This window comes from Bacteroidota bacterium, from assembly GCA_016195025.1.
GTDB lineage: Bacteria > Bacteroidota > Bacteroidia > Palsa-948 > Palsa-948 > Palsa-948.
In genome coordinates, this window is the sequence record JACQAL010000043.1 from 42,605 (window position 1) to 58,932 (window position 16,328).

A 16,328-nucleotide genomic window follows, 5' to 3' on the forward strand; every position below is an offset into this window, starting at 1 on the left:
ACGTAAGAATATTTTTTTGAAAAACAAACTGCAATAAGAATAAAGATTAATTTTTTCATGTGGTTGTAATTTAAAGATTACTGTATGATGAATTTTCCGCTGAACAGGAATTTTGTTTTACTTGTTACAGCATAAAAATAAATTCCGGCAGAAAGCCCCTCTTTGTAAAAACTGGTCATTGCATTTGTAATTTTAATATTTCTTATTTCCTTACCCATGCTATCAAACACTTTCATTTCCGCTTCAGGCCAGAGATTAATATTGTTAATATATAAAACTGATTTTTCGGAAAACGGATTGGGAAACAGTATTCCTTTTACTTCCTGTGCCTCATTAGAGAATATACTTGTAAGCGTATCTGAAATTTTTACGAGATATAAATCTAAATCTCCATTACCAAAACTATATGTGTTGCCTCCTAAAATTAGCGAACCATCGGATAAGTGTTTTATAACAACAAAGCCATCAGGAGAATTTCCACCAATTAAAACAGACCAGATTTGATTGCCGTTCGTATCGGTTCTAACCACATAACCATCCCTGTTTTTTGCTCCAAAACTATCTGTCCAACCGGCTATGGCATAGCCACTATATACTTTAATTGCATCATAAGAATATTCTCCTGCAGGTCCGCCATACGTTTTTATCCATACAGCATTACCATTGCTATCAGTTTTTACAGTATACATGTTTTCCATCACCGAAGGAAATTTTCCTTCTTCTCCGGTAGCAATAAATCCTTTATCGCTTGTTTCATAAATTGAATATGCCGATTCCCAAAGCGTATCAACGCCAAAAGTTTTTGCCCAAAGCGTATCTCCGTTGCTATCCGTTCTGATTAAAAATATGTCAGTATAAGTAGTATCTGAAAAACTCCGCGTTTCTCCAGAAAGTATAAATCCTCCATCTTTTGTTGTATTGAGTGAATGATACTCTGTAATATCAGCTTTTGAACCCCCATATTTCTTTGACCAGAGCATATTGCCATTTGAATCAGTTCGGATTAATCTTATATCATTTCCATCAGGATAGCCGGGTAGACCGCCTTCCGTACCCACCACTGCATAACCGCCATCAGATAATTGCACTACGCCTGAACCCCAGTTGCAGCAAATTGTTCCTCCGAATCTTTTCACCCATTGGGGGTTTCCGCTTCCATCGGTTTTTAATAATCCTATCGAATATTGCCCGGTTGTTGTATCCCAGAATTGCCCTGTTATTATATATCCATAATCATTGGTTTCTTTAATATCGTATGCGTATTCGCCCCAATTAATGATTCTGGTCCACAAGGAATCACCGTTAGAATCGGTTTTTACCAAATAAATGTTATAGGTAGGTTTTGTGTAACCAGCTAATATATATCCGCCATCGCTTGTTTCAGAAACAGAATATAAAGCATCTTCTCCTGTACCGCCAAAAGTTTTCTGCCATAATATATTTTGGGAAAAAGAAAAATTTTTACAGAAGGAAAATAATAAAAGACAAAAAAGTATTTTTAATTTCTTGCGCATGAGGTGTAATTGAAACAACGCTACAAACCTAACAATATTTTTTTAAAAAACAAACGGAGGAGGGAATAAAGAATAAGGTAAAAGGTATAAGGCGGAAGGAAGCCGGCTTTCACTATTCATCCCTTCCCCGGTTTTTTCGGAAAGCGGGTTTCATCTTTCTTTTCTACGGGCAGCGGAAGCATGTCAAACACTACTGTCTGACAGGTGATGTAAAAAAACTTATTAAGTTTTTTCCAGCTTGGTTTGGAAGGGCGCATGTCGGTAGTCGGTTGAAATTTGTCGAATAAAATATTCCACCATGTTTCATAGTTGTTTTCCATCCATGCCAGCAGTTGCTCGTGGTTTTCAAATTCATGAATAAGAAACACCAGTCCGGCTCCGTTATCATCCATCGGTTCCCAGTCAATGCCTGTCTGCCTGAACGCCAATTTGTAAAATAACTCAGTGGGTACTGCATGAATTATGGCCCGGTTTACAAATTCCATGTACATTTTTTCATTAACGGATAAGCACCGCAAATATTTTGCCATTTGCCGGTTACTCGGCAAAACGACCGGTTACTCAACGAGCAATTGCCTGCCAAAGTTTTAGACGAGCGCGGGTGTTTCTCCTATGAGAATAGGAGTTTCTTCCATGAATGAGGCAAATTCCCCTATGAGAAAAGCAATTTCCATAGGGGAAATTCAGAGTTTGGCACACTGTTGGATATAGGTATGCTTAACTGCGAACTGTAAAACTAAAAACAGGGAACAGTAAAAAAGATGAGAGAGAAAAAGTACACAACAAAAATTCCCTGCGATGGCAGGGAAGAACGGAGTACCCCCGATAACAACAGGGGTTGTCAATCCTTCCGTTCCGTAAACAGGCAGCGTGCCGGTTTTAAATTCAACAGTGAAGCGGAATGTGCGGAGGGTAAAGTGAAAGGAGATATAAAAAATGGCAAAACAGAAAAAAGCGACTGAAACCACTTCGAAGAAGAAGTTGGATTTTATTCCCAAAAGGAAAGGCAACCGCATTCTCTGGTCAACGAACATGCGCGCGAAAATTCAAACGCATGGTCCGAACCTCAGTTTGACAGGACAGGAAGTTACCGATAGCGTCAACTTTATTGACGGCTATACGAATACCGAAGCCGCGCTCGATGCCGTTAAAGTGGATGCACATAATAAATCCAAAGCGGTAAAGAACGCGCTGAAGGCAATGACTTCCGACCTGCGCAAAAAAGCCAAACGCATGAAAAACTGCAATGGCTATACCGATGCGATTGGCAAAGACCTGGAAATTGAAGGCGCTGAGCACCTGGCTCATCTTGATTTGTACAAACCGAAAATCAGGAAAGCGTTCATAGATTCCGGTTTTGTGCACATCTTAGCGATGAAAGGAGATGCCGAAGCATACAACGTGTATGCCCGCCTGAAAGGTCAGACAGCGTGGATGCTGATTGGCTCCAAGGTGAAGTACACGCCTTTTGTGGATAACCGCTTGTTGTCAACCCCCAACGTTCCCGAAGAACGGGAGTACAAACTCCATGGCGTATTCGGTGACCGTGAAATCGGGCTCGACAGCAGCATAGCATCTATTGTGTATGGAGGATAACCAAGCCGCGAAAATCAAAACATCATTGTCCGTTAATTCGAACCGTGATTGTACCTGACCCCGGAGAAGCATAGTAACCGGGGTTTGGTGTTTTGATTGTACCTGACCCCGGAGAAGCATAGTAACCGGGGTTTGGTGTTTTATGCCCCGCCATCCGAATTACTTCACCACGCTCACATGCCCTATATACTCATGCACCTTGTCAAAAATATCGGTAAGTTTCACCTTCCACACATACACATCTTCCTGCACCAGGTCGTTGCTGTTTCCGCCTTCCACCTTTGAATCCCACTTGCAGGCAGAGGACATGCCGCCCTGCCCGAATTTATCCCAGTCCACATTTTTGCCGGAGTAATGGCAGTCATAAATCATATTTCCCCATCGGTCAAAAATCCAGATATTGTAATCCTTCACCCCGCGGCTCTTTCCGAAGAAAACATCGTTGATTCCGTCCCCGTTCGGAGTTACGCAGTTGGGAATGTAGAACGAATATTCGGGAGTAAGCGTTACTTCGTGGCAGGTGCTGTCGTAGCATCCGTGCACATTCTGAACCGATACGCAGACATTAAAGGAATAAAAATCATTGTTAGTCGCCACCGCAGAATAAGAATGGGCGGGGTTTGTATTCTGGTTGTTGGAAGAGTTTCCGCTCACCGTGGGCGAGCCGTCACCGAAATCCCATGTCCATTGCGTAACATCATTCGTCCATTGCGGGCAGAAATAGAATTGCGGGTCATTCACGCTGGCTTCGTTGGTGTTCATGCAAAAGTCAGCATTGGGCCATCCGAAAATGGTAATATAATTTGGCTGGAATAAAGTATCCTTGCAGCCGTATTGCGTGGTAACAATTAACTGAACGCCATAGGTGCCCGGTATGCTCCAGGAAGAACAGCCGCTTTGCGCAGTGGAAGTTGCCGGAGTTCCCCCGGGAAAATTCCAGTACCAGTTGGTAAGGATGCCGTCCGTTGATGTTGATAAATCCGTAAAGCAGAATGTCTGGGGAGAGCATCCGCTGTCGGGTTTTGTAAAAAGGGCGACAGGAGGATTATAAACCGTCACGGGTTTATTCACGGTATCCTTGCATCCCTGCGGAGTGGTAACAATGAGCGTTACGGTATAATTGCCGGCTGCGGTAAATACATGCGAAGGATTTTGCAGGGCGGAAGTATTATTTCCCGAACTCGGGTCACCGAAATTCCACGACCACGCGTTCACAGTGGAAGTGGAACCATCCGTAAAATTAGTGGATGCATTTAAGCACACTGCCGTGCTCGAAAAATTAGCAACCGGAAGCGCGTAATTGGTAACCTGAAGCGGTGTGGAACTCTGGCATCCGCTGTCTGATGTAACCGTAAGGAAGACAGTGTAGGTATTGGGCGCAGTAAATATATGGCAGGGGTTTTGCAGCGTTGAAGTGTTGGAAGGCGAACTCGGGTCGCCAAAATTCCAACTCCAGCCCGTAATGCTGCCCGAAAAAATACTTGAACCGTCTGCAAAACTGGTGCAGCTGCCGAAACAAACGGGAGTGTAGGTGAAGTTGGCAACGGGCAGCGGGTTCACCACCACCGTTGTAACATTCGAATCTTTGCATCCATAATTATTTGTTACCACCAGCATGATCGTGTAAGTACCCGGGCTTCCAAAAGTGGTGGTGGGATTCTGCGAAGTGGAAGAAGACGGATTTCCTCCGGTCATAGTCCAGTTCCATGCGCTGATGGTATTGTTCCCGGTAGATAAATCAGTAAACGTGGTAAGATTATTAAAGCAAACATTGTTTCCGCTCAGGTTGGCAACGGGAGGCGGATTGAAGGATACCGGCATAGAAATAGTAGAAGTGCATCCTCCCTGGCTGGTAACCGTAAGCGAGGCGGTATAATTTCCCGGAGGATATGACACAACAGGATTCTGAGAAGTAGAGGTTGCCGGATTTCCGCTCGGGAAACTCCAGCTCCACGATACAATCGGGTCGCCTTGTGCTGCCACGGAAGCATCAGTAAACGTGGTGGCTTGTCCCGCGCACACGGAAGTAACCGTAAATGCCGCCTGCGGTAAGCCATTTACATTAACTGTATGGGTAATGGAAGCCGTGCATCCTGCCGAACAGGTTACAGTAAGCGTGACGGAATAATTTCCGGCATTGGGATACGTAACCGTTGCAGTGGAAGTAGTGGCGGAAGTGGGATTCCCCCCGGGAAAACTCCAGTTCCATCCGGTGATGGTTACATTGGAAGGAATTGCCGTACTGCTGTCCATAAAAGTAAACGTGCCGCATTGTCCCGTGAAATTAAAATTCGGCTGCACGGTTGCAGGAACATACAGTAAATGAAAGTTACATCCGGACGGCTGCTGAACTTCTACAGTAAGAGTATCTCCCGGCTGGGAAGTATAGGTGATGCATTGCTGTGTTCCCTGCGGAGGTGGAATTGGGCTGCCATTCACATACCATTGATAAGTATAACTTATATTAGGGTCAACAGGTCCGCATACGGTGGCTGTATTTCCCACGCAGCCGCCAGCCAGCGAAGCAGTGCCGCATAAAAAGTCCCAATAAGAATAACAAAAATGCCCGCCATAAACGCAATCACAATTTGTTATAACTACATTTAATGTTTGCCCAACATATTGTGAAAGGTTTACTCCCACCAAGGTCCAGGGTTTATACTGGTCGGAGAACGGATAGGCGCAGCAGGCAGCAGGGTTTACTTTGTAAAAACCAGGAATACTTGGGCCTCCTGTGTAAATAAGCGGAACGCATTGTACCGGATTACAATTATTATCATAAATAGTAATTTCACAATAAGGTTGTTCGTTTGGAAGATGCCCCGCATCTTCAATTACGATGGCATAAGCAAAAACAAAATTGGTATCCTGCGCAGTTACATTTAAAGGATAAGTAAGTTGTTCGCAGTTTGAACCAACACCGCAGTTGTCGCCAATTTTTATGGATTGATTTCCAAAACCCGGGCAAACCACCGGAATAGGCGGGTCGCCTGCATTGGGTCCAGGGGTGTTGCAGTCAATTCCTGCACCGCTCGTAATATTGTAAAAAGTGGGACTGGTTGCGGGATTTGCATTAGGACCTGGGCCCCATGTAGGAGGATTTGAACCACTGTTCGTTCCATTCTGCCATTGCCATGCGCCCCAGCCGCTTTCAACGCCCAAGCCACCGCAAGGGGCGCTTCCGTTTGGTGTGCAATTTCCATTCGTTGCATTTGACCACTTATAATTCCCTCCCCGCTGAACCCAGAGTTTCCTTTGCGCAAGCAGTTTATCAATAACAGGTTCAAAAAGACCATCCTCCTTCATTTTTTTACGGATGGTTGCTTCATCCATCTGGCTGGTTTCATGCGTGGTAATCTGCATGTTTTTTTCTTTGTACTTCACTTCCTGTGCGGTTGCCGTTTGAAAGCAAAAAAGCGCAATCAGCGCTTCACAGAAAAGAAATCGGGAGAGGGTAAAAACTTTTTTCATGGGATTGAAATAGTTGGGGAATATTTTTTTTAGTGCGACCAAAGGTAAATTTTGCATAACCCAATGTCAAGTATTTAATGTTATTTTTTAATTCACATTTCTTTATTCGGCAATTAAGATAAATCCGGTATACGATGTTTCTTTCCCGTTTTTATTTTTCACAATCAGTTTCCATGTGAACCGCTCGCCTGTTTTTGCTCCGCTTCCATCCCACGAATCATTCTTATTAGAAGTTTTGAAAACCGTATTCATATTTTTATCAAACACCGTAAGCGTGAAATTGAAATCACCGTTTTGCAGCGAAGCCGGCATCCATGTATCGTTCAATCTATCGCCATTTGGGCTGAATGCATCGGGCGCAAGCGGGAAAAGATTTTCAATAGTTACATTTCGTTTATCCGCAGCAGTGCATCCAAAAGAATTTTTTGCAGTCAGCGTAACCTGATACGTTCCTTTTTTCATGTAATTGTGAACCGGATTTTTTTCCGAAGAGGTTTGCTTGTCGTCAAAGTTCCATACGTATTCGGAAATAGTATTTCCTTTCGCTTCAAAATTTATTTCGGAAGGATTGTTTTCTGAAGAAGTAAAATCAATTTCCACATAGGGAACAGGATTAACAGGGAGCGCAAGTTGTTTTTCATCCGAAAGGTTTTGCTTTGAGTCGGTGAGTTTAAGTTTCACGGTATAATTTCCCGCTTTTGCATAAACATGCGAAGGGGATTTTTCTGCCGATGTTCTTCCGTCACCGAAATCCCACCTGAACGCGCAGGAACTTGCCGCATTGTCAGCAATGAACTGAACGGCAGTTCCTGCACATGCAGTGGGCTGATTAAAATGGAACGTTGCATTGAAGGAAGAAGTAACAAGCACAGGCGAAGGTTCCTGCTTCGCCTGAATATTTTCCGGATTGGTTTTGTCTGATGTATTTTCTGCCGCAGTAGTTTTTTCTTCCTGCGTTTTAGTTTCAGCAGGAATATTTTTTTCTTTTACAGAATTTTTATTTTCGGAATTGTTAAGGGCCGCTGTTTGGTTTTTATTTTCTGCCGGTGTTTCTTGTTGCGCAGCATTTTCTTTTACCTTATTTATATCTGCATTCTGAGAAATAACTTTTTCTGCGTTGCTTTTTTCAGGCGAAGAAGAATTTCCCTGCATGAAGAAATAAATTAAACCCGCTGCCGCAATAACTCCTGCGGCAATTCCGGTAATTTTTCCTGCGCTGTAAGAAGATTTTCCAGCACCCGATTTGTTCAGGCGGTTCTGTATATCTTCCCAGTGAGCGGGATTATAATCTGCATTATAATTTTCAAGCGATGTTTTGATATGTTGTTCAAACTTGTTCATTGACTACTTTTGTTTTTTTTGCTAATACTTTTTTCAGGTTCTTTTTTGCTTTGGCGAAATTTGATTTTGAGGTTCCTTCATTTATTCCGAGTTGTTCTGCAATTTCTTTATGTGTGTATCCATCCACCACATACATATTAAATACGGTTCGGTAGGCGGGGGTAAGTTGCTGCACTGCTTCCATGATTTCACTGGCGCTGATGCTGAGAAATTCTTCTTCATTATTATTTTCTTCGGTTACTTCTTCTGCATTTTTTTCTACATACTCTGAATCGGCAAACAGCAGCGATTTTTTATTTCTCCGGTAGAAATCAATCGCGGTGTTAACCATTATTTTTCTCATCCACCCCTCGAGCGAGCCCTTGTTTCCGAAATGTTTCAGGTTCAGAAACACTTTTATGAATCCATCCTGCAAAACATCCAGCGCATCGTCTTTATCTTTTGTGTAGCGTAAGCAAAGTCCCATCATTGTTCCGTAAAACGATTCATAAATTTTTTGCTGGCAGTTGCGCTCGCCACGGATACATCCCTCAATAATTTCAAATAACGCTTCCGGGTTCTCTGGCAGATTCATCGGCTTTTCACCATTAAAGACGCGGGAACCGGAATTGGTTGCCTTTGAAATCAAAGTATTTTTTGAGGATTCTATGCTTTCTGCAGCCATTGCCTTGTTTATTAATTGAGCAGCCCAAAGGAAGAAAATTTATCGTTCAAAGTCAAGTTTTGAAAAGATTTATTTAAAAAGGAAAGTAGAAGATAATCAGCGCTTACAGCATTCCGACCATCTCTTTCATGATTTTTGTCATAAGCGGCTCGGCTTTTTCGGCAGCGCGTTGCACGTCTTCGTGAGTAGTGTTCATTATTCTTCCTTCCACGCCTACATCGGTGATGATGCTCATGGCAAAAACGGGAATGTTCATGTGATGCGCGGCAATTACTTCGGGCACGGTGCTCATGCCCACGGCATCTCCTCCGATAATGCGCGCATATTTATATTCAGCAGGAGTTTCTAAAGTTGGTCCTGTTAATCCCACATAAACTCCCTGCTGCACTTTGATATTATTTTTTTTCGCAACTTCTTTTGCTTTCGCGATTAAATTTTTATCGTATGCTTCGCTCATATCGGGAAAGCGAACACCCAGTTCATTTTCGTTTTTCCCGATGAGCGGATTAGGCATCAGGTTGATGTGGTCGGTGATAATCATCAAGTCGCCAATTGAAAAATCCGGATTTACTCCTCCGCTCGCATTGCTCACGAATAAATTTTTTATGCCGAGAAATTTCATCACGCGAACCGGAAAAATTACCTGCTGCATAGAATATCCTTCGTAATAATGAAACCGCCCTTGCATGGCAACCACTTTTTTTCCTCCCAGATTTCCGAAAATTAATTTTCCTGAATGTCCTTCTACTGTTGAAACGGGCATGTTAGGAATTTTTTCATAGGGAATTGTGTGAAGAATTTCTATTTCTTTCACTAATCCGCCAAGACCTGTTCCCAAAATAATTCCCACACTGGGTTCTCCCTTTAGTACCGGGGCAACTTGTTTCTTAATGAACTCCTCTGTGCTTTTGATTTGTTCTAATGACATAATCCGTTATTAGTTTATTGAACTCTTCTTTTTCTTTTTCATCAAAGGTAATTTCTATGGGAATATAATATAAAGGAAGTTTGTTCAGCACTTCCATAAATCCCGGTTGATCGAGCCGCATGGCATCTTTTTCAGTAGTAATAATTATTTTGTTTGCAGAAGAAATGCCGTTGAATTTTTCTATGAGTTGCATTACTTCCACCAGTGAATATTGATGATGGTCGGGATAATTAACCGGAATAATATTTCCTGCTTTTTCTTTCAAAAAATTTTCCAGCGGTTTTGGATTAGAGATTCCTGCAAGTAAAATACAAGTAAGATTAGTATCAAGGGAAATAGTTGATGTTCCGAAAACGGATACCGGTTCTCCGTAGTTGATGTGCGAAAAAAAAACATGCTGATGCGCCTCAGGATTTATTTTTTTATGAATGATTCTTTTTTCAACCGGAGAAAGAGTATCAGGACATTTTGTAACTACAATTATATCTGCGCGTTTTTTTCCCGCGCGCCATTCGCGCAAGGTTCCCACAGGCAAAAGAAAATCATCGTAATACATTTTTCCGTAATCGGTAAGTAAAATGGAAAGCCCGGCTTTCACTCTGCGGTGCTGAAAAGCATCATCCAGCAAAATTGATTTGAGTTCGGGAAACTGTGCGAAAAGTTTTTTTATTCCGTGCTTTCTGTTTTCATCTACGGAAACAATTACATCGGTGAATTTTTTTTTGAATTGCAGCGGTTCATCTCCGATTTGAAAAGAGCTTGAATTAGTGTCGGCAACTAAAAATCCTTTCGTGTGGCGCTTATATCCTCTGCTGAGTGTGGCAACAGAAAAATTTTCTTTTAGCAGTCGAATCAAATATTCTGTCATCGGAGATTTGCCGGTTCCGCCTGCCGAAAGATTTCCGATTACAATTACTCCTCTTTCAAATTCCTGTGAAGGAAAAATTCCGAAGTCATAAAACAGGTTGCGGAAAAAAATTACAATGCCGTAAAGCATTGCAAACGGGAATAATAAAAGGCGGAGGAAATTCATTTTATAAAAGTACGAATAACATTAGTAAGTTTGGGGCATGAAATCAAAAGTAATATACATTCTTCTTTTTTTGTTTCATTTTTTCAATTCGCAAGAAAATTTTTCACAGACCATGAGAACGATTGATAGTTTATTGCAAGTCCTTGAGAAAATAAATGCAGATACTGCAAAAGTAAAGATGATGAATAATATTTCATGGGAATACCGTACAGTGAATCCTCTGAAATCCCTTGAGTATGCAAGACAAGCGCTGCAACTTGCGCAAAAAATAAATTTCAAGAAAGGGCAAGCCAGCAGCTATAACAGTATTGGCGCTACCAATTGGCAGCAGGGAGATTATGTGTCTGCGTTGAATAATTATATTAAGTCCGTAAAAATCCGAGAGGAGTTAGGTGATAAAAACGGGATTGCTGCCAGCTACAGCAATATAGGAAGCATTTATTATTCTCAGGGAAATAATACTCTTGCGCTTGAAAATTATTTTAAATCCTTAAAAATAAAAGAAGAGATAAAAGACAGTTCGGGCATGGCGCACAGTTATGTTAAAATAGGCGCTGTTTACCACGAACAAAAAAATTATTCGAAGGCATTGGATAATTTTTCAGCCGCATTGAAAATTTTTGAAACCGTAAACGATAAAGCAGGAATAGATATGAGTTATGGAAATATGGGAGTAGTGTATAAAGAGCAGGGAAATTTTTCCCTTGCATTGGAATATCAATTAAAAGCATTAATGATAAGAAAAGAACTTGGCGATAAAAATACTTTGTCGGATTCTTATATTAACATCGGAGACCTTTATGAAGAGCAAAACAAACATGCAGATGCAATTAAGTATTTTAATAAAGCATTGGACATTGATAAAGAAATTGGCGATCAAGATGGAATGAAACATGTTTATGACGGACTGTCTATATCATACGCGAAACAAAATGATTTTAAATCCGCTTACGAATACCACAAAAAATATTCTGATGTAAAAGATTCCATGCTGAATGAAGAATCTTCCAAGCAGATAGCCGAAATGCAAACCAAATACGAAACCGAGAAGAAAGAGCAGCAGATAATTTTATTGAACAAAGACAAAGAACTGCAGGATGCGCAACTGAACCGACAGAAGATTGTGATTTGGTCGGTTGCCGGAGGATTTTTAATTGTGTTGATACTTTCCATTTTTATTTTTCGTGAGAGAAAGAAATCAGAAAAACTTTTATTGAATATTCTTCCAGCTGAAACCGCAAAGGAATTAAAATCAAAAGGTAAAGCTTCTCCGAAATATTATGAAAGTGTAACCGTAATGTTCACCGACTTCAAAGGATTCACAACCATTGCAGAAAAATTATCTGTCGAAGAATTAGTTTCGGAATTGGATTTTCTTTTCAAAAAGTTCGATGAGATAATTTCAAAATACAACATTGAAAAAATAAAAACAATCGGAGATGCGTACATGTGCGTAAGCGGATTGCCAACTCCGAATGCAAATCATGCAGAAGAAATTGTGAAAGCGGGATTAGAAATCCAAAATTGGATGATTGAACAAAATGGAAAATGGAAATTGAGAATTGGAATTCACAGCGGTTCTGTCACCGCAGGAGTGGTAGGCGATAAAAAATTCGCTTACGACATCTGGGGAGACACGGTGAACGTTGCATCGCGCATGGAGTCATCGGGCGAAGCGGGAAAAATAAATATTTCGGGAGCAACATACGAACTCGTAAAAAATTCCCCCTTAACAAAGGGGGATAAAGGGGGTTGTCAATTCACCCACCGCGGAAAAATTCCTGCAAAGAACAAAGGAGAAATTGAAATGTATTTTGTCCAAAGGACTCCTTACGGAGTGGAAAGGATATGAAACAAATTTTTTATATGTCTTTTTTTCTTTTCTGCTCCTGGTGCTTTGCAGGGCATAGCAAAATAGATTCTTTACAAACTATTTTGAAAACTGCAAAAGAAGACACGAACAAAGTAACTATCCTTAACGAACTATGCAGGCAATTATGGCAAAAAGGACAGTACGACACTGCGTACATACATGCTGAGAACGCAAAACGGCTTTCCGAAAAAATAAATTTCAAAACAGGTCTTGCCGATGCTTACAACAACATGGGCACCATCTGTAAAAGCAAAGGCGATTATAAAGAGGCGATTAAATACCATCTTCTTGCATTACAAATCAGAAAAGAAATTGGTAATAAAAAGGGAATTGCTGCTTCCTATAACAGTATCGGGCTGGTTTATTCACACGAAGGAAATTACCCCGATGCACTTAAAAATTATTTTCTCTCTTTGAAAATAAAAGAAGAAATTTTACAAAATGCAGAGCATATTAAAAATGCCGGTGATATATATGCCGGCAAAAGAGGAATCGGAACTACATATAATAACATTGGAGGCATTTATGCACGTGAAGGCGAATATTCGCAGGCGCTGAACTATTTTTCACAGTCCTTGCAGGTCAGGCAGGAGATTGCGGATAAGCAAGGAATTGCCGATTGCTACCACAATCTCGGCAGCGTTTACCAGAATCTGAAAAATGATTCGGAAGCATTAGAAAATTATTCGCGCGCGCTAAAAATGTTTATGGAAATCGAAGACAAGGACGGCATAGCCATGTGTTATGATAATATGGGCATCATTTACAAAAACCAAGGCAAAACAGCAGATGCCCTCACCAATTATTTGCACTCTTTGAATATAAACCAAGACATCGGCAGCAAACAAGGCATGGCTGCTGCTTCTATTAACATTGGTGTAGTTCTGACGATAGAAAAAAAATATATAGAGTCGCAAAACTATTTAGATAAAGGATTAAAATTAGCCAATGAAATAGGAGAAAAAGAGTTTATTAAAGAAGCATATAGCGGTTTATCCGATTTATCCGCAGCCAAAGGCGATTTCAAATCCGCCTATGATTATCACCAAAAATATTCGCAGATAAAAGATTCCATACTCAACGAAGAATCCTCCAAGCAAATTGCCGAAATGCAAACAAAGTATGAAACCGAAAAAAAAGAACAGCAGATTACTTTATTAAATAAGGATAAAGAATTACAAGATGCGCAACTGAACCGACAGAAGATTGTGATTTGGTCGGTTGCCGGAGGATTTTTAATTGTGCTTGTGCTTTCTTTGTTCATATATAAGGAAAGAAGGAAAAGCGAAAAACTTTTGCTGAACATTTTACCTGCCGAAACTGCGAAAGAATTAAAAGCGAAAGGCAAGGCATCTCCAAAATATTATGAGAGCGTAACCGTAATGTTCACCGACTTCAAAGGGTTCACCACCATTGCAGAAAAATTATCTGCCGAAGAATTGGTTTCAGAATTGGATTTTCTTTTCAAAAAGTTTGATGAAATCATTTCCAGATATAACATTGAAAAAATAAAAACAATTGGTGATGCCTACATGTGCGCCAGCGGGTTGCCTCTTCCAAATGAAAATCATGCAGAAGAAATTGTGAAAGCGGCATTGGAGATTCAGAATTTTATGAAAAGTTTGGAGTTGGGGGTTCGGAGTTCGGAGACAAATACAAATCACCCAACTCCCAACTCCTCACTCCACTCTTTGAGAATTGGTATTCACAGCGGTCCCGTTACCGCAGGAGTGGTGGGCGATAAAAAATTTGCCTATGACATCTGGGGAGATACGGTGAATACCGCTTCGCGAATGGAATCATCAGGCGAACCGGGAAAAATAAATATTTCAGGAGCAACTTACCAAATCCTTCAAGGTTTTGAAAACCTTGAAGGATTAGAATTCAAGTTTCGCGGAAAAATCCCTGCCAAGAACAAAGGAGAAATTGAAATGTATTTTGTGGAAAATAAAGTGTAACAATGAAGAAATTTTTTTACTGTCTGTTTTTTTTCATGGTTGTAGTTTTTTCTCACGCCCAACAAAAAAAACTCGATTCCCTTTTTTCTGCTTTTAAAGTTTCAAAAGAAGATACAGGAAAAATTAAACTTCTGAATTCCATTTCAATGATTCTTCTTAAGAATAATCCCGATACAACCATTATTCTTTCTGGGCAGGCAAAAAAACTTGGCGATGAACTTCTTCCCTCGGCAAATGAAAAAACGCAAATTGTTCTTCAAAAAAATATTGCACTGGCGTGTACCAACATTGGTCTTGCTTACACCCATTTGGGAAACCACAATAAGAGCGAACACTATTTACATGAAGCGTTGAAACAATTTGAACGGATGATTGAAAATCGTAACCCAACTGTTTCGCTGGAAGGCAAAACCGGAAAAGCAAGTGTATATAATAATTTGGGAAGTATTTTTCTGGTAGAAGCCAACTACGAAAAAGCAATTGAACAATATTTCAATGCGCTTAAAATGTATGAGCAGATTGAAGATAAAAAAGGAACCGCCAGTGTGATGAATAATATCGGAAATGTTTTTTACAAGCAGGGCAATCTTGCAGGTGCATCCGATTATTTTCAAAAATCATACGAGTTAAAAAAAGAAATCGGTGACAAAAAAGGAATGGCGCATACATTGAGCAATCTTGCGAATATTTATGCCGACCAAAAAAAATATGATAAAGCAATTGAATATTACCAATCCGCTTTAAAAGCAGAAGAAGAAATAGACGATAAGCGTGGAGTTGCCGGAGACATGAGCAATATTGGAAATATTTATGCCGACCAAAAAAAATATGATAAAGCATTGGAATATTATATCAAAGCAAAAAAAATAAAAGAAGAAGTAGACGACAAATATGGCTTGGCTCAATTGCTGAACAGTATCGGCAGCCTGTATTTTCATCGTCATCAATATAATGAAGCAATCCAAAATCAACTGCAGGCGCTTTCATTGTCACGCGAAATTAATGCTATGGAAGTTGTGCAAAGTTCCTATAAAGGCCTTTCCGAAATTTATTCTGAAACAAAAAACTTTACACTTGCTTATGAGTATCACCAAAAATATTCTGAAGTAAAAGATTCCATTCTCAACGAAGAATCCTCCAAGCAAATTGCCGAAATGCAAACAAAGTATGAAACCGAAAAAAAAGAACAACAAATTACTTTATTAAATAAGGATAAAGAATTACAAGATGCGCAACTGAACCGACAGAAGATTGTGATTTGGTCGGTTGTCGGAGGATTTTTAATTGTGTTGATACTTTCCATTTTTATTTTTCGTGAGAGAAAGAAATCAGAAAAACTTTTGCTGAACATTTTACCTGCCGAAACTGCGAAAGAATTAAAAGCGAAAGGCAAGGCATCTCCAAAATATTATGAGAGCGTAACCGTAATGTTCACCGACTTCAAAGGATTCACAACCATTGCCGAAAAACTTTCTGCCGAAGAATTGGTTTCAGAATTAGATTTTCTTTTTAAAAAGTTCGATGAAATAATTTCCAGATACAACATAGAAAAAATCAAAACCATCGGAGATGCCTATATGTGCGCGAGCGGATTACCAACCGCCAATTCAAATCACGCTGAAGAAATTGTAAAAGCCGGAATTGAAATCCAAAACTGGATGCAAGAACAGAATGGAAAGTGGAGTTTGCGAATGGGAATTCATTCCGGACCGGTCACCGCAGGAGTGGTGGGCGATAAAAAATTCGCTTATGATATTTGGGGAGACACAGTAAATACCGCTTCAAGAATGGAATCATCGGGCGAAGCTGGAAAAATAAATATTTCAGGAGCAACTTACCAAATCCTTCAAGGTTTTGAAAACCTTGAAGGATTAGAATTCAAGTTTCGCGGAAAAATTCCTGCCAAGAACAAAGGAGAAATTGAAATGTACTTCATAGAGAAAATTTAAC

11 protein-coding genes are annotated in these 16,328 nt (G+C 40.4%); 4 read left to right on the forward strand and 7 right to left on the reverse strand.

All coding sequences use genetic code 11. The features are described from left to right. Nucleotides 1-77: 77 nt before the first annotated feature. Together HY063_09140 and HY063_09145 are read right to left on the reverse strand one after the other, a co-directional pair. A complete protein-coding gene (locus HY063_09140; protein MBI3501947.1) occupies nucleotides 78-1,514 on the reverse strand; it encodes a T9SS type A sorting domain-containing protein in 1,437 nt (478 codons plus the stop codon). 116 nt (nucleotides 1,515-1,630) lie between these two features. Beyond that, nucleotides 1,631-1,942, reverse strand: coding sequence for a hypothetical protein (locus HY063_09145; protein MBI3501948.1), 312 nt, complete (start codon nucleotides 1,940-1,942; stop codon nucleotides 1,631-1,633). Between the two features lie 508 nt (nucleotides 1,943-2,450). Between HY063_09145 and HY063_09150 the strand changes: the two genes are divergently transcribed. Next, nucleotides 2,451-3,110: a hypothetical protein gene (locus HY063_09150; protein MBI3501949.1), complete on the forward strand. Its 660-nt coding sequence runs from the start codon at nucleotides 2,451-2,453 to the stop codon at nucleotides 3,108-3,110. A 159-nt stretch (nucleotides 3,111-3,269) separates the two neighbouring features. Here the strand turns inward: HY063_09150 and HY063_09155 are convergent, their stop codons facing one another. From HY063_09155 to lpxK, 5 genes are all read right to left on the reverse strand, one after another. Then, nucleotides 3,270-6,581 (reverse strand): PKD domain-containing protein, encoded by a 3,312-nt coding sequence (locus HY063_09155; GenBank protein MBI3501950.1) that lies wholly within the window; start codon nucleotides 6,579-6,581, stop codon nucleotides 3,270-3,272. A 102-nt stretch (nucleotides 6,582-6,683) separates the two neighbouring features. Beyond that, complete coding sequence (locus HY063_09160) at nucleotides 6,684-7,922, reverse strand: PKD domain-containing protein (protein ID MBI3501951.1); 1,239 nt, start codon at nucleotides 7,920-7,922, stop codon at nucleotides 6,684-6,686. Further along, nucleotides 7,909-8,496, reverse strand: a complete 588-nt coding sequence (locus HY063_09165; protein MBI3501952.1) for a sigma-70 family RNA polymerase sigma factor — start codon at nucleotides 8,494-8,496, stop codon at nucleotides 7,909-7,911. Before HY063_09165 ends, HY063_09160 begins: the two co-directional genes overlap by 14 nt. A 193-nt stretch (nucleotides 8,497-8,689) precedes the next feature. Then, nucleotides 8,690-9,514 carry a purine-nucleoside phosphorylase gene (locus HY063_09170; GenBank protein ID MBI3501953.1) on the reverse strand — a complete coding sequence of 275 codons (825 nt, stop codon included), beginning with the start codon at nucleotides 9,512-9,514 and terminating at the stop codon, nucleotides 8,690-8,692. Next, the gene (gene lpxK / locus HY063_09175; GenBank protein MBI3501954.1) at nucleotides 9,474-10,547 is read right to left on the reverse strand and encodes a tetraacyldisaccharide 4'-kinase; all 1,074 of its coding nucleotides are present in this window, start codon (nucleotides 10,545-10,547) and stop codon (nucleotides 9,474-9,476) included. Before lpxK ends, HY063_09170 begins: the two co-directional genes overlap by 41 nt. A 112-nt stretch (nucleotides 10,548-10,659) precedes the next feature. Here lpxK and HY063_09180 point away from each other — a divergent pair, with 112 nt between their 5' ends. Genes HY063_09180 through HY063_09190 form a run of 3 tightly spaced genes read left to right on the forward strand, consistent with a single transcriptional unit; the run spans nucleotide 10,660 to nucleotide 16,327 of the window. Then, on the forward strand, nucleotides 10,660-12,399 hold the full coding sequence (locus tag HY063_09180; GenBank protein ID MBI3501955.1) for a tetratricopeptide repeat protein: 1,740 nt from the start codon (nucleotides 10,660-10,662) through the stop codon (nucleotides 12,397-12,399). A 14-nt stretch (nucleotides 12,400-12,413) separates the two neighbouring features. Beyond that, a complete protein-coding gene (locus tag HY063_09185; protein MBI3501956.1) occupies nucleotides 12,414-14,378 on the forward strand; it encodes a tetratricopeptide repeat protein in 1,965 nt (654 codons plus the stop codon). A gap of 35 nt (nucleotides 14,379-14,413) precedes the next feature. Next, entirely contained in the window at nucleotides 14,414-16,327 is a 1,914-nt protein-coding gene (locus HY063_09190; GenBank protein MBI3501957.1) for a tetratricopeptide repeat protein, read from the forward strand. Nucleotide 16,328: the final 1 nt, after the last annotated feature.

Bases quoted from the DNA above. Each gene is read 5' to 3' on its own strand.
- HY063_09140 (MBI3501947.1), bottom strand. From the start codon at position 1,514: ATGCGCAAGAAATTAAAAATACTTTTTTGTCTTTTATTATTTTCCTTC.
- HY063_09190 (MBI3501957.1), top strand. From the start codon at position 14,414: ATGGTTGTAGTTTTTTCTCACGCCCAACAAAAAAAACTCGATTCCCTT.
- HY063_09180 (MBI3501955.1), top strand. From the start codon at position 10,660: ATGAGAACGATTGATAGTTTATTGCAAGTCCTTGAGAAAATAAATGCA.
- HY063_09185 (MBI3501956.1), top strand. From the start codon at position 12,414: ATGTCTTTTTTTCTTTTCTGCTCCTGGTGCTTTGCAGGGCATAGCAAA.
- HY063_09170 (MBI3501953.1), bottom strand. From the start codon at position 9,514: ATGTCATTAGAACAAATCAAAAGCACAGAGGAGTTCATTAAGAAACAA.
- HY063_09155 (MBI3501950.1), bottom strand. From the start codon at position 6,581: ATGAAAAAAGTTTTTACCCTCTCCCGATTTCTTTTCTGTGAAGCGCTG.
- HY063_09150 (MBI3501949.1), top strand. From the start codon at position 2,451: ATGGCAAAACAGAAAAAAGCGACTGAAACCACTTCGAAGAAGAAGTTG.
- HY063_09160 (MBI3501951.1), bottom strand. From the start codon at position 7,922: ATGAACAAGTTTGAACAACATATCAAAACATCGCTTGAAAATTATAAT.
- HY063_09165 (MBI3501952.1), bottom strand. From the start codon at position 8,496: ATGAATCTGCCAGAGAACCCGGAAGCGTTATTTGAAATTATTGAGGGA.
- lpxK (MBI3501954.1), bottom strand. From the start codon at position 10,547: ATGAATTTCCTCCGCCTTTTATTATTCCCGTTTGCAATGCTTTACGGC.